Source organism: Geobacillus thermocatenulatus (assembly GCF_002217655.1).
Lineage (GTDB): Bacteria > Bacillota > Bacilli > Bacillales > Anoxybacillaceae > Geobacillus > Geobacillus thermocatenulatus.
Genome location: NZ_NEWK01000001.1, coordinates 280,255 through 297,582 on the forward strand (window position 1 = coordinate 280,255; position 17,328 = coordinate 297,582).

Consider the following 17,328-nt stretch of genomic DNA (forward strand, 5'->3'; position numbering starts at 1 on the left):
GACGAGGTGAATGATGGTGGATTGTTGCGAACCGAAGCGGTTGTCGTTTTTAGACCGCTTTTTGACGGTATGGATTTTTCTTGCGATGGCGGTCGGGATCGCAGTCGGAATTTGGGCTCCTGGGTTGGTGGATGGATTGAACCGCCTGCAAGTGGGGACAACGTCGATTCCGATTGCGATCGGCTTGATTTTGATGATGTATCCGCCGCTCGCGAAAGTGCGCTACGAAGAGATGGGGCGCGTGTTCAAAGATGTGAAGGTACTCGTCTTATCCCTCGTGCAAAACTGGGTGATCGGTCCCATTCTCATGTTTTTGTTGGCGGTCGTCTTTTTGCCTGACAAGCCGGAGTATATGATTGGTTTGATTTTAATCGGGCTCGCCCGCTGTATCGCCATGGTCATCGTCTGGAATGACTTGGCGCGCGGTGACACAGAGTACGCAGCGGGACTTGTCGCCTTCAATTCACTGTTTCAAGTATTGTTTTTCTCGCTATATGCGTACGTGTTTGTGACAGTCATTCCGGAATGGCTCGGGCTTAAGGGGGCGATTGTTGAGATCACGATGGCGGAAGTGGCGAAATCGGTGTTTATTTATTTGGGAATTCCGTTTTTCGCCGGCATGGCGACAAGGTTTACGCTTGTGAAAGTGAAAGGCCGGTCATGGTATGACACGGTATTCGTTCCGAAAATCAGCCCGCTGACGCTCGTTGCGCTTTTGTTCACGATCATCGTAATGTTTTCGCTCAAAGGCGATATGATCGTCAACTTGCCGTTTGATGTCGTCCGGATTGCCATTCCGTTGCTTCTTTATTTTGTTATCATGTTTTTTGTGTCGTTCTTTTTGGCGAGAAAATGGGGGGCTGGTTATCCGGTGTCGACGACGCTCGCGTTTACGGCGGGAAGCAACAACTTTGAGCTGGCCATTGCCGTCGCCATTGGGGTGTTTGGCATTCATTCGGGCGCGGCGTTTGCGGCGGTCATCGGTCCGCTTATTGAAGTGCCGGTGATGCTCGCGCTTGTCAACGTCGCTTTAGCGTTTCAGCGAAAGTATTTTTCCTCTGCTGCTCCAGAATCAAAATAAAGGTGGGAATCAACGATGAAGAAAAAAATCATTTATTTCTTATGCACAGGCAACTCATGCCGCAGCCAAATGGCGGAAGGCTGGGCCAAACAACTGTTAGGCGATGAATGGGATGTGTACAGCGCCGGGATTGAAGCGCACGGGCTCAATCCGAATGCGGTCAAGGTGATGAAAGAAGTCGGCATCGATATTTCGAAGCAAACGTCTGATGTCATCGACCCGGACTTGCTGAACCGTGCTGATTTGGTCGTGACGCTGTGCGGCCATGCGGCCGACCATTGTCCGGTCACTCCGCCGCACGTGAAGCGCGTCCATTGGGGCTTTGACGATCCAGCGAAAGCGGAAGGGACAGAAGAGGAGAAGCTGGCGGTGTTCCGCCGCGTCCGCGATGAAATTGGCGCGCGCATCCGCCGGTTTGCCGAGACGGGTGAATAGGGACGGGGCGGCAAGGCGCAAAGAGCGGGGAAACTGTCTTGCATAGGGTGCGCAGCAGCTGCTCGTCGAAGTGCGGCCGGAAACGGGGAAGTGGCTGGGCGGACGAAAACCGCTCGGCGTGACAAAGATGGTGAGAAGCCATCTTGTCGATCCATCGAACGTTTTGACAGACGAAATGAGCACATCGATGAAGGCGGTGCCACGTCAGGTCACTGGGGGAGAAACGAAATGGAGTTATTTCATCAGTTAGCTCGCCGAAACATCAAAATCCGCAAACAGTCCGGTTTCGGAGCGCAATGGCGACAACAGTGGGAAAAGGTGTTTGCCGGCCATTTGACTGTGGAAGAAAAACAACACATCCACCTTCATAATCGGAATGGAGTCAACGGCTACTTATGGCATGTGTTCAGCTATGGGATGAGAGGCTGTTTCACAGGAGAAGAAGCGGAAATGGCGTTTGATCAAGAAGAGAAAACGTGCTGCTATCTTTTCTTTCAACATGGCGACGATGCGTTCACCGTGGAGGATGCGTCCGGATTGAAAGCCGCCGATCTGGCAGCGGAAAACGACAAAATCGATCTATATGTGGTGGACAGCGAGTTCAACTGGACGTTTGTCATGACGCATGAAAGCGGATGGCTTGGCCCGTATTTTAGCAGAAGGTAACAGCCATGGCTTATCGGCGGCCAAGGAAATCCAATGAGACAGAAAGAAAAAGAGTTCCAACCGAGCCCCAGGAAGACTAGGTTGGAACCTTTTTATTATCGCTCGTCGGCCGGGAACACGATGCCGGTTTGTTTTCGCGCTTCGTCCATGATTTCCATCGTCCAAAGCGAATGGCGGTGTGAGTTGATGGACGACTCCCGTTCCCCGCTTTCGATGAGACGGATAAACTCTTCCGCCTCGTAATACATCGGCGGTTTGTCTTGCGGGACGGTGATGTCCTCGACGCGCCCGTCGCGGTAGCGGATTTCCGCTTTGGTCGGCGTATGGATGGCGTCAATGATCATACTTCCTTCTTCTCCTTGGATTTCCGCCGGCAAGTAGGAATTGGCGATTTTCGAATAAAAGACGATCCCATCCATCCCCCCGTAGTCGAAGACGATTGTTCCTTCGCCGTCTACCCCCGATTCAAGCTTGAGGCTTTGTGCTTTGAGGCTCTTCGGCTTGCCAAACAGCACCACCATCGGGTACAGGCAGTAGACGCCGATATCCATCAATGCTCCGTTCGAAAAAGCCGGATTGAAGGCGTTGAGCACCGTTCCTTGTTTATAAGCGTCATAGCGCGACGAGTATTGGCAATAGTTCGCCACGTAGCGGCGGATGCGGCCGAGTTTCGGCAAGTGCTCGCGGATGGACCGAAAAGTGGGGAGCAACGTCGCCTTCATCGCTTCCATCAACACGACGCCGTTTCGATTGGCCGCTTCGATCATCGCTTTGACTTCTCTCGCATTGGAGGCGAGCGGTTTTTCGCACAAGACGTGTTTGCCGTGATTCATGAGCCAAATCGCCTGCTCGGCATGGAGTGCGTTCGGGCTCGCGATATAGACGGCATCAATGTCGTTGCTTTCGGCCAGTTCGTGCAAGTCGGTGAATGTCCGTGGCGCACCGACTTTGTCGGCAAACTGCTTTGCGGTCTCCTCGGTTCGCGAGTAGACGGCGGCGAGTTCGAAGGAATCGACGAGGCGCGCGGCGTCAAGAAATGCTTCGGTGATCCAGTTTGTGCCGATGGTTGCGAATCGAATCATCATCATTCCCCTTTCGCTCTTGTCGCCTTTCATTTTAGCACAATTTATCGAGAGAGTATGGGTTCTTGTGTGCGGGATTGGATCACTGACTTGTCCAAAAGCAGTGAAGGAAGGAGTTGTTGTAATCGGTGAGAAACGAAGAAAAAACCATTATGATCACGCCCTAACATATATCTCGTATTTAAGATATACTATAAAATAGTTGACATGTATTTTTTTTGTTTTTTATGATTATTTTGGGAATTCATTTTTGCTAGGAGGGATACGATGAACAAAATACAAAAGGTCGCACATTGGGTAGTCAGTTCTATAGCAGACGATTTGAGGAGTAATACGATTTCTAACATTGTTGGGATGGCTACAGGTGGAATAGGAAATGGAGTGAGAGCGTATAAAGCTGCAACGACGGGATTTACGATGTTAGAAAGAAAAGTGGCGTCCGAAACTGCAAAAGGAGCCGCCAAGGGAATGGTAGCGGGATATTTCGCAGGAAGTTATGTAGTCGGGAGCATGAACAAAGTCGCTGCTGTAGAAAAATGGTTTGACAGCACAAAAGCGGGGAAGGCAATTGACAATGGTATAACGAAGGTTGAAAATAAACTTCATAAATTAATTGGCGGTGGTCGTTATTAAGTTGTGTAGTGTAAATAGCTGTGCCGAGCTTGATAGTGATCGCAATCCGTTATATATAAAAAAAGTTTTCACTCCACTTGATAAATATTGTATTGTTCATTGCGTTGTTTCAAATGTACAAGAAAAAGATAGATTTGTTGAAATGATATGGCATCACCCGCATGGAGAAGCGATTTTTGGAGTTAAGATAGAACTTGATCAGAAAAAAGCGATACAAAAAGTATTTTCCATTGTACATTTTTCGTTTTTTCTTCATTTAGAAAAACCAGATGGTATTTGGGCGGTTCATATTATGCCCTTTGACTTCAAGTGGGATTTGGAGATAAGGACGTTTGGTTTCCGAGATAATGGTACTTTATCTACTTATGATTTTAAAGTTTGAACGATGAGGTTCACTTCCACAATATACGATATGTTTTGCATAGGCTTTTATCCAACATGATCTTTACTTGTGCCGCAAGAAGGACAAATTCCGACACAGCCAAACCCAAACTTTTGGTGGAGAGCTAAAGAGGAAGCCGTTATGAAAAAAAATTACATTGCATTCTTTGCATTTCTTGTGTGTCTTTTATATATAAGTTGGTTGGAAGAAGGGTGGAAAGGCCTTTTCCTTCTTTTTTTGAAAGGCGTTGTTATTTTTATAACGATCTATGGTGTGGTGTTTGTTATGGTCTGGTCGATTATGAAGTTAGTTGTTTTTTTTAAAAGGCGTCTATAGTGAGCGATCATTTGAATGAAATCTTTGTAATATTATGGCCATCCCGTAGTGGGGTGGTTTTTATAATAGGCAGAAAAGATGGAACTCATATTTCGCGGCCTTTGCATAACATACAAAAATAAAATATGGGATATTACAGGTTCATTACCAAAAGATGTACTTGGCTTTTAAAGGGGGAGATTATGAAAATATTATCCAAAGATATTAATGGAATAGTAACAAATAAATCCCATTCAAATTTTTATAATCTATAATCCTCCTTCATTTTCAAGTATGCTTTGTGGTGAAGATCCTTATTTTTTAATTACAAAAAATGTAAAACCAACCTCCTTTTCACCCAATGCCGCCGATTTGCGCCTGTATGACATAATGTTGCGAAAAACGGCCTCCCCGCCGTTTTGGACCCGCTCTCGGTGTTTGGGTAGAATCAAATCGAGAGTTGTTATTTTGCGATAATGGAAGCAACTGTCGTTGATTGTCGAAGCGGGCGAAAAATGTCTGCTCTCCTTATATTGACAGCTTGATAATCTATAGACTATCATAAATCTTGTAGGTTGGAAAATTTGAAATATTCGTTTGATATTTTGGCAGAAAAAACGAATTTTTGCCACATTTTTTGTAAGCGCTTAACTTCTGTCTTTCCTCACGATCGCCGCACCATGGATGCTGCACCATTGTGTTTGTTTCCCATCACAACATGAGAACAAGGGGAAGGGGATATCACATGATCTACGAATTTAAATTGCCCGACATCGGCGAAGGGCTGCATGAAGCGGAAATCATCCGTTGGCTCATTCGCGAAGGGGATGTGGTCAAGGCCGATCAGCCGATCGCCGAAATTCAAACGGACAAGGCGATGGTCGAAATGACGACGCCGGTCGCTGGCAAAGTGGTGGCGCTTGCCGGGCCGGAAGGGGCGACGGTGAAGGTTGGGGAGCCGCTCATTGTCGTGGAAACCGAGGCGGCGGTGACGTCTGAAGCGGCGTCGACTGACCATTTGGCTCAGGAGCCTGCGTCTGCTGTTCATATAGAAGCCCCGCGCCCAGCGGCGGGGCGCAAGCGGGCGATTGCCGCGCCGTCTGTGCGCAAGCGGGCGCGAGAGTTGGGCGTTCCGATCGATGAAGTGGAAGGAACGGGCGAAGGCGGCCGGGTGACGCTCGCCGACTTGGAGCGATATGTCCGCGAGCGGGAAGCAGCCGTGGCGGTGGCAGAGCAACGTGAAAGGAGCGGGGCCGCGGTTTTGCCAGTTGGGGGCGCGGCGATAGAGCAAAAGGCGGACAAAGCCGCATGGACGTCCATCGCCAGCATGGAGCTTGTGGTTCCAGAAGAAGAGCGCATCCCGCTTCGCGGCTTGCGCAAAAAAATCGCCGAAAAAATGGTGAAATCGGCGTACACGGCGCCGCATGTGACCGGCATGGACGAGGTGGACGTGACGAAGCTCGTCGAGATCCGCAAAAACCTGGCCAGCGAGCTGGCCAAGGAGCAGATCAAGCTGACGTATTTGCCGTTTATAATCAAAGCGGTGACAAGGGCGCTGAAGCAATATCCGATGTTTAACGCTTCGCTCGATGAAGAGACGAATGAAATCGTCTTGAAAAAGCGCTACCACATCGGCATCGCGACGGCGACGAAAGCGGGGCTTGTCGTCCCTGTCATCCGTGACGCCGATCAAAAATCGATCCGCGAGCTCGCCGTTGAGATCGCCGAGCTGTCGGAAAAAGCGCACCGCCAGGCGCTTCGCCTTGACGAGCTGCAAGGAAGCACGTTTACGATCACGAGCACCGGCGCGGGCGGAGGGTGGTTTGCGACGCCGATCATCAACTATCCGGAAGTGGCGATTTTCGGAGCGCATGCGATCAAACGGCGCCCGGTTGTCGTCGGCGATGAAATTGTCATCCGCGATATGATGGGAATGTCGCTCACCTTTGACCATCGCATCATTGACGGCGAGCCGGCCGGGCGGTTTATGCGGACGGTGGCCTACTATTTGGAACATCCGGAAGTGCTGCTTTTGGATGCGCGGTGAAGGGCGGGCCTTTGCCCCATGTTGGAAAAGGGCGAGATGGGAAAAGGAACGAGCCGCCTATGAAAACAAAAGTGGGAGGGAAGCCCATGTTTGATCCGGACCAATTGTCGGTCGAGATCGTGCAAATTTTGGACGAAAACGGAAACGGCGACGAGAGGCAGCTGGCGGCGTTTTCCGATGAATGGCTGCTTCGCGCTTATCGGGAAATGCGGCGGGCGCGCGTCATTGATGAGCGGCTGTTGCGCATGCAGCGGCAGGGGCGGATCGGGACCTACGCCCCGTTCAGCGGCCAAGAGGCGGCGCAAATCGGCAGCGCCCTTGCGCTTCATAAAGACGATTGGATTTTCCCGAGCTACCGCGAAGTGGCGGTATGCTTGATGCATGGCATGCCGCTTGAGCAGTTTTTCCATTACGTGCAGGGCCGCTTGTCAGGGAAACGGATGCCGGATGAGGTGAACATTTTCCCAACGCAAATCATCATCGCCGCGCAGACGCTTCATGCGGTCGGATGCGCGTGGGCGTCGAAATTGAAGGGCGAACCGCACGTATCGGTGGCGTATTTCGGCGACGGGGCGACGTCGGAGGGCGATTTTCATGAAGCGATGAATTTCGCCGCGGTGTACAACGTGCCGGTCATCTTTTTCTGCCAAAACAACCAATACGCCATCAGCGTGCCGTACCGGAAGCAGACGGCCAGCCGGACGATCGCGCAAAAGGCGCTTGCGTACGGGATGAAAGGAGTGCTGGTCGACGGCAACGACGTGCTGGCGGTTTATGAAACAATGAAACAGGCGGTCGAAGCCGCCCGCCGCGGCGAGGGGCCGATGTTGATCGAAGCGCTCACCTACCGGCTCGGGCCGCACACGACGGCGGACGACCCGACGAAATACCGCCGGCCGGAAGAGGTCGAGACATGGCGGACGAAAGATCCGCTTCACCGTCTGCGCGTGCTTTTGGAACGGCGCGGATTATGGACGGAAGCGCAGGAAGACGCGTTTGTCGCCCAAGTGAATGACGAAGTGACGGCGGCGTACGAGGCGGCCATCGCCAGCAAGTCCGGTTCGATTGTCGATGTGTTCGATTATGTGTACAGCGAGGCGCCGAAATTGTTGGCCGAGCAAAAAGACGAAGTGATGCGGCGCAAACAACGGAGCGGGGTGAGATAAATGGCGGAATTGACGATGATCGAGGCGATCAATGAAGCGATGCGCCAGGAGATGGAGCGCGATCCGCGCATCATCGTGCTGGGCGAAGATGTCGGCGAAAACGGCGGCGTCTTCCGGGCGACGGACGGGCTGCTTGCGCAGTTTGGCGAGGAGCGCGTGTTTGATACGCCGCTTGCGGAATCGGGCATTATCGGCACGTCCATTGGACTGGCGATCAACGGCATGCGGCCGATTGCCGAAATTCAGTTTCTCGGGTTTGTGTACCAGGCGATGGACCAGTTGGCGGCCCAGGCGGCGCGCATCCGCTTCCGCTCGGCCGGACGGTTTTCGTGCCCGATCGTCGTGCGCAGCCCATACGGCGGCGGGGTGCGGACGCCCGAATTGCACTCCGATGCGCTTGAGGCGCTGTTTACCCATTCGCCGGGCTTAAAAGTCGTCATGCCGTCCAATCCGTACGATGCGAAAGGGCTGCTCATTTCCGCCATTCGCGATGAAGACCCGGTTCTGTTTTTGGAGCCGATGAAGCTGTATCGGGCGTTTCGCATGGAGGTGCTGGAAGAACCGTACACGATTCCGCTCGGCCAAGCACGGGTTGTGAAAGAAGGAGACGATGTGACGATCATCTCTTGGGGGGCGACGGTGCCGCTTGCCGCCAAAGTCGCCGCCGAGATGGAAGCGAAAGGGGTCAGCGCGGAAGTGATCGACCTTCGCTGCCTGCAGCCGCTTGATCTTGATGCGATCATCGCCTCGGTGGAAAAAACGGGGCGGGTGATGATCGTCCATGAAGCGGTGAAAACGGGCGGGTTTGGCGCGGAAGTGGCGGCCTTGATCAGTGAGCGGGCGCTGTTCGCTCTCTCGGCCCCCATCGTGCGCATCGCCGGCTACGACACGCCGTATCCGGTGCCGTCGGTCGAGGATGATTGGCTGCCGAACGCCGAGCGCATCGTGGAAGGGATCGAAACGCTGCTGCGATACTAAACGAACCATGCCATCCGGGTCGATCGATCCACCATCAGAGTGCGTCAAGAGAAAAGGCGGCGCATCGATGGGTGGCGCCGCTTGATCCGATCGGATGAGGAGGAGAACGATGAACGTATACGAATCACTGCTTGAATTGATCGGCGACCGCGAGCGGGTGAGCGTCAATGAGACGGTGCTCGAACACCACAGCAAAGGCATCGCCTACCATGCGCCGCACAAGCCAGATGTCGTCGTGTTTCCGAAAACGGCGGAGGAAGTGAGCCGGGTGATGGCGTTTGCCAACGAGCATCGCATTCCGGTCACACCGTTTGGCGCCGGCACGAGTTTGGAAGGGCACGTCATTCCGGTCCAAGGCGGGATTAGCCTTGATTTGACATTGATGAACCACATCATCGACATTCGCCCGGACGATTTTCTCGCTATTGTTGAGCCCGGAGTGACACGGCTGCAGCTGAATGAGGCGCTGAAGCGATACGGGTTGTTTTTCCCGGTCGATCCGGGGGCGGACGCGACGATCGGCGGCATGGCGGCGACGAACGCGAGCGGCACGAATTGCGTGAAATACGGCGTCATGCGCGATCAAGTGCTCGGATTAGAAGTGGTGCTCGCTGACGGTTCAGTCATTCAGACGGGAAGCCTTGCGGTGAAATCGTCGGCCGGCTATGACTTGACCGGCTTGTTCGTCGGATCGGAAGGGACGCTTGGCGTATTCACCCGCCTCGTCGTCCGCCTGCACGGCATTCCAGAAGCGACGAACGCCATCAAAGTGTGCTTCCCGTCTCTTGAGACAGCGGCAGAGGCTGCGTTTGCCATTTTGCGGTCCGGCGTCGGTCCGGGCAAAATCGAGCTCGTGGACGAGGCGACGATCGCCGCGGTCAATGCGTATAAAAAAACCGATTATCCGGTGAAACCGACGTTGTTTATCGAGCTGAGCGGCAGCCCGTCAAGCGTCGAGGACGGAACAAAGCTGGTCAACGAATTGTGCGAAGCGGAGGGCGCGGTTTCGTTTGTGGTCGAGACCGACTCGCTCGCCCGCGCGAAGCTGTGGGAAGCGCGCCACCATGCGGCGTTCGCCATTCAAGCCGCCTATCCAGGCAAGGCGATGCTCTCCACCGATGTGTGCGTGCCGCTGTCCGAGCTGCCGGGGGCGATCGCCGATACACGTCGGCTCGTTGATGAGCAGAAGATGACCGCCGCGATTTTCGGCCACGTCGGCGATGGCAACTACCATACCGTGCTTGCTTTTGATCCGAACGATGCCGAGGAGATGGCGCGGATCGAGCAGGTACACACCCATATCGTCCGCTATGCCTTATCGCGCGGCGGCACGTGCACGGGAGAGCACGGCATCGGCATTGGCAAACGGGCGTTTTTGCGTGAAGAAAAGGGAGACGCCGTGCTTTGGATGAAACGGTTGAAACAGCTGTTTGACCCGAACGGCATTCTCAATCCGGGGAAGATTTTTTGATCATAGTGGACGCTCTACATCCCTGCCTGTTGGCGGGGATGTTTCTTTTGATTGGTGGGCGGTGCAAAGGAGAAATCTGCTAAGTGTTCCAACAACATTAACGTGTTGCTCACAACTTCGCACCCTCTCGGAGAAAATCGGTAGGACTTTTTCGTATCGATGTTGAATGAATCCTTGACACACAAGGAAAGTGTAAGAGTTTTTTCTTGTAATTGAATAACGATGCGTTGGCACGCCATCTCGACCGTCTGTATGAGGCTGGCATTTACCGCATCTTTCAGCGCCGGGTGCGTCAGTTTATTACACTAGAACACCCATTGAAGGGTTCTGGAAGCCTGAAGCTGACCCGGCCGACGGGCAGCTGTACGCGCGTTTTTCTTGCAAACAATAAGCGTTTTGTTGGTAAATACCACTTGTCCATCCGTGCTCTTGTTTGGGAGGCGTTGCTCGAATCACTTGCTTACAGAGAAGAAGCGACATGAAAAACACACGTCATGGACGGCGATGTATGGGAGCCAGACGTGTGTTTTTCATATCGATGTGCCTATGCCTTGTGGTTTCGTTTGTTTTGCTGGTACAGTTGTACGATTTGTTCTTCCTGTTCACGAATGATGACTTTGGGGACAGGTGTTGGTCTTTTGTTTTCATCAATGGCGACCATCGTTAAAAAGCATGTGGTGGTTAAGTGATGTTCACCTGTAAATAAATCTTCTGTTTCGACTTTGACGAATACTTTCATCGATGTGCGTCCGGTCGAGTAGACGAATGCTTCAAGCTTTAAAATATCGCCAACTTTCGCGGATGAAATGAAATCAACTTTGTCGATCGAAACGGTGACGACTGCTTTTCGTGCATGGCGCATAGCCGATATTGCCGCAATTTCATCAATGTAAGCTAAAACGGTGCCGCCAAAAATGGTGCCTAGATGGTTCGTATCAGAAGGCAATACGAGCCGCATTTGAATCGTTTTTGATTGCTCGACGCTTACTTCCATGACGGTTTCCCTCCGCAAGCCAAAAGTCGCTCCCGGTATTCGTGTGCGGCTTCCACCATCGCTTTGAGTGCGGCAATGGCTTCTTTTTCTTTTCGCGTTTTTAATCCGCAATCGGGATTGACCCAAAATTGTTCTGGACGAAGGACGCGAAGGGCCCGTTCGATTTGCTCGCTTATCTCTTCCTTTGTCGGAATGCGTGGGCTGTGAATGTCATAAACCCCTAAGCCGATTTCTTTTTTGTACTCATATGTTTCAAATGCAGCAATAAGCTCGCCATGGCTTCGCGACGATTCAATGGAAATGACGTCGGCATCAAGTTCATCGATGACGTGCATCATATGTTCAAACTGTGAATAGCACATATGGGTATGGATTTGCGTTTCCTCTTTCACCGATGAGGTGGCGAGACGAAACGCCATAACGGCATCTTCCCAATAGGATGCATGTTTCTCTTTTTTGAGCGGCAATCCTTCCCGTAACGCTGGCTCATCGACTTGAATGATGCGTATCCCTTCCTTTTCTAACTGCAATACTTCCTCACGAATGGCGAGGGCGAGTTGTATCAGCACATGTTTTCGTGGAATATCATCGCGAACGAATGACCAGTATAACATGGTTACCGGGCCTGTCAGCATTCCTTTGACAGGTTTATTGGTCAGCGACTGAGCATACACCGTTTCTTCTACAGTCATCGGTTGTCGGTAGGCCACATGGCTAAAAATAATGGGTGGGCGGACACAACGTGATCCATAGGATTGCACCCAGCCGTTTGTCGTGCATGCCATGCCTTGCAGTTTTTCACCGAAAAACTCTACCATGTCTGTACGTTCAAATTCGCCATGGACAAGCACATCGAGCTGAAGTTGCTCTTGAATGTCGATCCATTTTGCGATTTCTTTTTTTATAAACGACTTATATTGACTGTCGTTCCATTCGCCTTTTTTCCACTTCATCCGAGCTTGGCGCACGTCGCTCGTTTGCGGGAAGCTTCCAATCGTCGTTGTCGGCAACAGCGGAAGTTGCAAATGGGCTTGTTGTGCTTTTCGTCGTTCGCTGTAAGGTACTCGACTTAACGGAATGGTTAAAATGTCATTTGTTGGTTCTTGTTGTTTGCGGAATTTGGCTAAATAACTGTTTGTTTGTTCGTCGTATTGGATTAGCTCGTTGATTGTTGTGTTTCCGTTCATATACTCTGTCAACATACGTATTTCATCTAATTTTTCATCGGCAAATGATAAAGCCCCAGCAAGCTCCGTCGGCAATGCATGTTCATGTTTTGTCGTGACGGGAACATGCAGTAAGCTGCAAGACGGTTGAATGATCAGTTGTTCGGCAACGTTTGCTAGATGGTGAAGGAGCGTCGCTTTTTGGGTAAGCGAGCTTTTCCATACATTGCGGCCGTCTACAATCCCAGCAACTAATATTTTATCTCTCGGAAATCCGTACGTGTTTATATTTTTCATGTTCTCGCCATCGTCATGCACGAAATCAAGTCCAATGCCTGCGACAGGTAAAGCAACGATTTCCTGGTAATGTGATACGCTATCAAAATATGTTTGTAAAATAAGGTTCATATTTGGCACATCGCGATAAAAAACGTCGTATACATGATGAAATGCATCGATGATGTCATCATCTATATCTTGAACGAGAATCGGTTCATCGATTTGGACGAATGACACGCCCGCTTCGCTTAGTTGTTTGAATAATTCTACATAAACAGGAACTAATTGTTCGAGATGTTTGCGCCACTCGTGTCGCTCGTATTGCTTAGAAAGCAAAAGAAACGTAATTGGTCCGAGCAACACAGGTTTTGTTTCTAAATCGAATGTTTCTTTGACAAGGTTGTATTCTTTCAATAGGCGATTCTCCACTAATCTTGGCTTTGTTTGTCCGATTTCAGGCACAATGTAATGGTAATTTGTATTAAACCATTTCGTCATTTCAAGCGCATGTTGCCCATTTGTCCCACGGGCCATTGCAAAATATTGCTCAAGCGGATCGTCTATTTGTTGAAATCGTTCTGGAATATACCCGAACATCAATGCGGTATTTAACACGTGATCGTATAAAGAAAAATCTCCAATTGGAATGAGATCAATGCCTTTCTCAAGTTGTTTACGAATGGAATCAAGTCGAATCGCTTCCATTGTTTTTGTGAATTGCTCTTTGTCTATTTGCCCACTCCAAAAAGATTCCAATGTCTTTTTCCATTCCCTTTTCTCCCCAATGCGCGGATACCCTACATTTGAACTACGGATGGACAAGTGAAGCACCTCCAGTTATTTGATCCCAATCAAGCAAAAAACCCTCTTCCAGACAGAAGGAGGGCATAGCTAGCTTGTATTGAGATACATGAAGTGCCTCAAGATCATATGTCCTCACTCCTCCCTATGACGCGTAGGTCGAAAGTGCATACAACAGGCAGGTCTCCTGACTTAGCTTCATCGCTGTTTATCTCCTTCCCATTTCACATGAAACAGTGGATTGTGATAAACAGCTCTGCATCACAGTGGCGCGACCGTGTTGGATTTTCACCAAGCTTCCCTTTTAAGATTCACAGCATGTGTGAACCACCTGTTGCGTGAACTTATTATGTTATTGTGTAAAATTCATAATAAACGAACTTTTTGTTTTTTTCAACCGAAATTTTTTTGTGGATGATTTTGAGAGAATGTGATGTCATATTAAATGGTTATATTTTTCTTTTAAGTTAATATTGATATTTTATTGATAATTTTATGTTAAAAAATATTGTTTTTTTGTTATAGTTTTACATGGTATCGATACTACATTATTTCTATAAACTATAAATTAAGGGGGGTATTTTCATGACTCTTAATTACAAGATTGAGATTTTAGAAACCGTTGTCGCTCCTGGTAAAGGATCTATCGCCTATGAAATTGGGTACTACACAGGCAAAGTAGTTAGTTGGATTGTAACTTTTGGCGGTCTTTTTGATAATTAAAAACGGTTTTCTATGCATACATAGCTATGTTTGCTAGTTTTTCAGTTTAAAGAATCTTTCCCCTAGGGGATTTTTACAGGGAGCTTTGGATGAATGTAGTGTAAGAAATAATCTAGGCGAGGAGGAAAGAAAAAATGATGAATTTTACGGTTGAATCCCTAGAGTCGGTTGTTGCTCCTGGTAAGTGGGAGATGATTAAAGATTTTATTAGAGGTTTTATTGACGGATTTTTCGGTTTATAGTGTTATATTTGGGGAAGATATCACATTATTAGGATCTTCCTTATAATTTTTAAAAAACTGTACTTTAGTGGGAAGTGAAACGTATTGAATATAGATATCAAAAACATAGAGATGAAAGAGAGATCCGTAAAAAGAAATTTATAAAAGTTTTCGGCATTCTGAATATAGTGTTTGTACTTATCTCAATAGTTATTGGGTTTATAGGTATATATTATGTATCCACTAACATTGAGGGATATTTCAAATATGTGATTCTTTTCTTCGAAGGAGTAACATATGTTTTAGTTTTAATATTTTTTGGGCTATTCCTTTATAAGTTGTCCAAACGGAAATCTTTAAATTGAAGGGAATGGAAATCATTGATCACTATTCGGAATATAAAAAAATGCTACAAATTAAACAGAGAAAACATTGAAGTATTGAAAGGAGTTTCCTTACACCTTCAAAAAGGGCAGTTGATTTTTTTGTTAGGTGAGTCAGGATGTGGAAAATCTACTTTGTTGAATATTATTGGTGGGTTAGACTATGCGGATGATGGGGAATACACTTTTAACTCTATAAATGTTCGGGAATTCAACGAGAAGGAATGGGCGCGCTTACGACGGGAAAAGATTGGATTTGTGTTCCAAAGCTTTAACCTTATTCCTCATCTAAGTGCTCTAGAAAATGTAGAGATGAGCATGATTTTATTAGGATTATCAAAAGAAGAAAGAAAAAGAAGAGCGATAGAACTTCTCAATACGGTAGGATTAGGGGATAAATTAGATTATTTGCCTAATCAGTTGAGCGGAGGACAAAAGCAACGTGTAGCCATAGCGAGAGCACTAGCAAATGATCCCGACATTATCTTAGCAGACGAACCAACAGGAGCGTTAGACTCAGAAAACTCTATGCATATTATGGAGATATTAAAGAGGATTTCACAACAAGGGAAAATCGTGTTAGTTGTGACACATTCTCAAGAGTTAACTTCATATGCAGATAGGGTTATAAGAATGAGGGATGGTGAAATCATTGAAGATGAGCACGCTTTGGTTACGGAAGAAATTGGAGATGTGTATGAGGATAGTGTAGCAAGTAAGGGAAAAAAACTAGATTTACTTACAACCTTAAAACTATCGTTTAGAAATATAAAAAATAAAAAATGGAGAAATATTTTAACTGCTATAGGCGCATCGATTGGCATTTTCGGATTATCTATCATTATGGCTTTAGGGAATGGCGTTAAAGACAAGTTATCTAGTTCGATAGATGAAGCCACAGCAAAATCGTCTTTAAGTGTAGCAAATGAACAGTTTGCGGTGTTGAACGAGAACGATATCGCGCGATTGGGGGAAATAAAAGGAGTAAGGGATATATATCCATATAATCCATTTCAAATAAGTATTAAAACGAAAGAAGGGAATAAAGCTACTTCGTCAGCTGAGAGTTTGGCTCCTAGAAAATATGCTGAAATAATATATGGTAAAAAATATATTGTGACAGGAAAGTTTCCAAACGATCAAAGGGATGAAATTGTGATACCTGAGCGCATAGCCAAAAAGCTGTTCAAAGATTCTGCAGAAGCTATTGGAAAAAACGTTTCCCTTGTTGTACAGTTAATGTCTTTAAAAGAAATTTATCCGACAGTTAACGTTCATGCAACGGTAGTAGGGGTGGTAAAGAATAATTCTATACCTCTGCTGGATACGGTAGGGATTTCTTATGGATTGTCACAGAAGATTATGAAAGAATCGATAGGAAATAGTACAAGTGCTTTATCTTTCACTATTATTCCATCATCTATCAATGATATAGACCTTTTAAAGAGTAAAATTAAGCAGATGGGGTATAAAGTGCAGACAGATGAAGAAAGTCAAAATGAAATTAATGAGTATATTTCCTTAGCAAGTATTGCATTGGGAATGTTGTCTGGCATATCGCTTATCGTTTCATCCATTATGATTGGCATTGTTTTATACGTGAGCGTTTTAGAACGTACACGAGAGATTGGGATTTTAAAAGCACTCGGTGCATTTCGTTCAGATATTCGCCGCATATTTGTCACAGAAGGAATGTTGATCGGTATTATTGGGGGAGCTTTTGGGGTTTTAGGCTCTATTGCTGTGGGGAAAGCAGCAAATTATATGATCATAACGTTCATGAAAAAGAGTAGTTTGGACATTTTTCAGTTTAGTTTTGTACAAACTGTACTTCTTATTATTTTTAGTGGACTGTTAGGTATTTTGGCTTCTTTTGTCCCTGCAAATAAAGCTGCGAAGCAACCTGCTGTGGAAGCATTGCGACATGAGTAAGAAAATAAGATGTGGAGCGTGAAAATGATGAAGTGGATGAATGTTATATTTATTCTATCGGTTATTTCTTTTATTTTGTACAAGTTGATTTCGGGGGAGACGATTAGCAGTACTGCGTGGATCATTTCTACTTTTCTTGTCATCACGAATTTTATTGGTTTGATAAAGGGACGTAGAGAGAGTAGACAATTGTAATCTGTATACATCCAAGTGCAACCAATGGTAGTGTGAGAAGATGAAAGCTGCCAACGACTCTTTGATGATCATCAGAGGCCGTCGCTATTCCGAATTGTCAAAGCTGCTCTGATAGAAGCGAATGCCCAATTCAGTTTGGCCCTGCGAGTGTCTGTTCATCGCACCGGAACACCTGCTACAGAAGGCCAGAAGTTGCCCCGGTCGACAGGAAAGGCGGTTTTTCAGCTGTTTCAATATGTGAACGTCGCCCTGCTGGAGCTGTCGGATGGATGCATCCAACGCGCACTGGATCGTTTCATCAATTTGGATCAGCGAAGGGTTCTGCAGGGATTGGTCATGGATGAACGCATTTACGTGTTGACAAGCGATGGCAGAAAA

General features: G+C 47.8%; 15 protein-coding genes, 1 pseudogene and 1 riboswitch. Of the genes and pseudogenes, 13 read left to right on the forward strand and 3 right to left on the reverse strand.

The window, feature by feature from the left end; translation table 11 throughout:
- Positions 1-13 precede the first annotated feature (13 nt).
- From arsB to B9L19_RS01460, 3 genes are all read left to right on the forward strand, one after another.
- Positions 14-1,081, forward strand: coding sequence for an ACR3 family arsenite efflux transporter (gene arsB, locus B9L19_RS01445; RefSeq protein ID WP_014196882.1), 1,068 nt, complete (start codon positions 14-16; stop codon positions 1,079-1,081).
- A gap of 15 nt (positions 1,082-1,096) precedes the next feature.
- On the forward strand, positions 1,097-1,516 hold the full coding sequence (arsC, locus tag B9L19_RS01450) for an arsenate reductase (thioredoxin) (protein WP_014196881.1): 420 nt from the start codon (positions 1,097-1,099) through the stop codon (positions 1,514-1,516).
- Between the two features lie 228 nt (positions 1,517-1,744).
- Entirely contained in the window at positions 1,745-2,182 is a 438-nt protein-coding gene (locus B9L19_RS01460; protein ID WP_014196879.1) for a DUF4275 family protein, read from the forward strand.
- 95 nt (positions 2,183-2,277) lie between these two features.
- Here the strand turns inward: B9L19_RS01460 and B9L19_RS01465 are convergent, their stop codons facing one another.
- Positions 2,278-3,264, reverse strand: a complete 987-nt coding sequence (locus B9L19_RS01465) for a Gfo/Idh/MocA family protein (protein WP_047752546.1) — start codon at positions 3,262-3,264, stop codon at positions 2,278-2,280.
- A gap of 267 nt (positions 3,265-3,531) precedes the next feature.
- Here B9L19_RS01465 and B9L19_RS01470 point away from each other — a divergent pair, with 267 nt between their 5' ends.
- From B9L19_RS01470 to B9L19_RS01505, 7 genes are all read left to right on the forward strand, one after another.
- Positions 3,532-3,897, forward strand: a complete 366-nt coding sequence (locus B9L19_RS01470; RefSeq protein ID WP_089113817.1) for a hypothetical protein — start codon at positions 3,532-3,534, stop codon at positions 3,895-3,897.
- Between the two features lies 1 nt (position 3,898).
- On the forward strand, positions 3,899-4,279 hold the full coding sequence (locus B9L19_RS18485; RefSeq protein ID WP_141104705.1) for a hypothetical protein: 381 nt from the start codon (positions 3,899-3,901) through the stop codon (positions 4,277-4,279).
- A 1,060-nt stretch (positions 4,280-5,339) separates the two neighbouring features.
- A complete protein-coding gene (locus B9L19_RS01485; protein WP_025948864.1) occupies positions 5,340-6,641 on the forward strand; it encodes a dihydrolipoamide acetyltransferase family protein in 1,302 nt (433 codons plus the stop codon).
- Positions 6,642-6,727: 86 nt separating this feature from the next.
- Complete coding sequence (pdhA, locus tag B9L19_RS01490) at positions 6,728-7,807, forward strand: pyruvate dehydrogenase (acetyl-transferring) E1 component subunit alpha (protein ID WP_025948863.1); 1,080 nt, start codon at positions 6,728-6,730, stop codon at positions 7,805-7,807.
- On the forward strand, positions 7,808-8,785 hold the full coding sequence (locus B9L19_RS01495) for an alpha-ketoacid dehydrogenase subunit beta (RefSeq protein WP_025948862.1): 978 nt from the start codon (positions 7,808-7,810) through the stop codon (positions 8,783-8,785). It begins immediately after the preceding gene.
- Between the two features lie 109 nt (positions 8,786-8,894).
- Positions 8,895-10,256 carry an FAD-binding oxidoreductase gene (locus tag B9L19_RS01500; protein ID WP_025948861.1) on the forward strand — a complete coding sequence of 454 codons (1,362 nt, stop codon included), beginning with the start codon at positions 8,895-8,897 and terminating at the stop codon, positions 10,254-10,256.
- A gap of 212 nt (positions 10,257-10,468) precedes the next feature.
- Positions 10,469-10,738, forward strand: a complete 270-nt coding sequence (locus tag B9L19_RS01505; protein WP_082131163.1) for a hypothetical protein — start codon at positions 10,469-10,471, stop codon at positions 10,736-10,738.
- Between the two features lie 62 nt (positions 10,739-10,800).
- Here B9L19_RS01505 and B9L19_RS01510 read toward each other — a convergent pair whose 3' ends face one another.
- Together B9L19_RS01510 and metE are read right to left on the reverse strand one after the other, a co-directional pair.
- Entirely contained in the window at positions 10,801-11,250 is a 450-nt protein-coding gene (locus B9L19_RS01510; protein WP_025948860.1) for an acyl-CoA thioesterase, read from the reverse strand.
- Positions 11,241-13,517 carry a 5-methyltetrahydropteroyltriglutamate--homocysteine S-methyltransferase gene (gene metE / locus B9L19_RS01515; protein ID WP_025948859.1) on the reverse strand — a complete coding sequence of 759 codons (2,277 nt, stop codon included), beginning with the start codon at positions 13,515-13,517 and terminating at the stop codon, positions 11,241-11,243. Before metE ends, B9L19_RS01510 begins: the two co-directional genes overlap by 10 nt.
- Before the next feature lie 139 nt (positions 13,518-13,656).
- Positions 13,657-13,846, reverse strand: a riboswitch (cobalamin riboswitch).
- Positions 13,847-14,081: 235 nt separating this feature from the next.
- On the opposite strand from metE, the gene B9L19_RS18895 reads away from it, so the two are divergent.
- From B9L19_RS18895 to B9L19_RS01525, 3 genes and pseudogenes are all read left to right on the forward strand, one after another.
- Positions 14,082-14,219: a hypothetical protein gene (locus tag B9L19_RS18895; protein ID WP_167372759.1), complete on the forward strand. Its 138-nt coding sequence runs from the start codon at positions 14,082-14,084 to the stop codon at positions 14,217-14,219.
- A 601-nt stretch (positions 14,220-14,820) separates the two neighbouring features.
- The gene (locus tag B9L19_RS01520; RefSeq protein ID WP_047752548.1) at positions 14,821-16,755 is read left to right on the forward strand and encodes an ABC transporter ATP-binding protein/permease; all 1,935 of its coding nucleotides are present in this window, start codon (positions 14,821-14,823) and stop codon (positions 16,753-16,755) included.
- 378 nt (positions 16,756-17,133) lie between these two features.
- Positions 17,134-17,307 (forward strand): annotated as a pseudogene (locus B9L19_RS01525) (IS1634 family transposase); the annotation flags it as partial.
- Between the last annotated feature and the right edge of the window lie 21 nt (positions 17,308-17,328).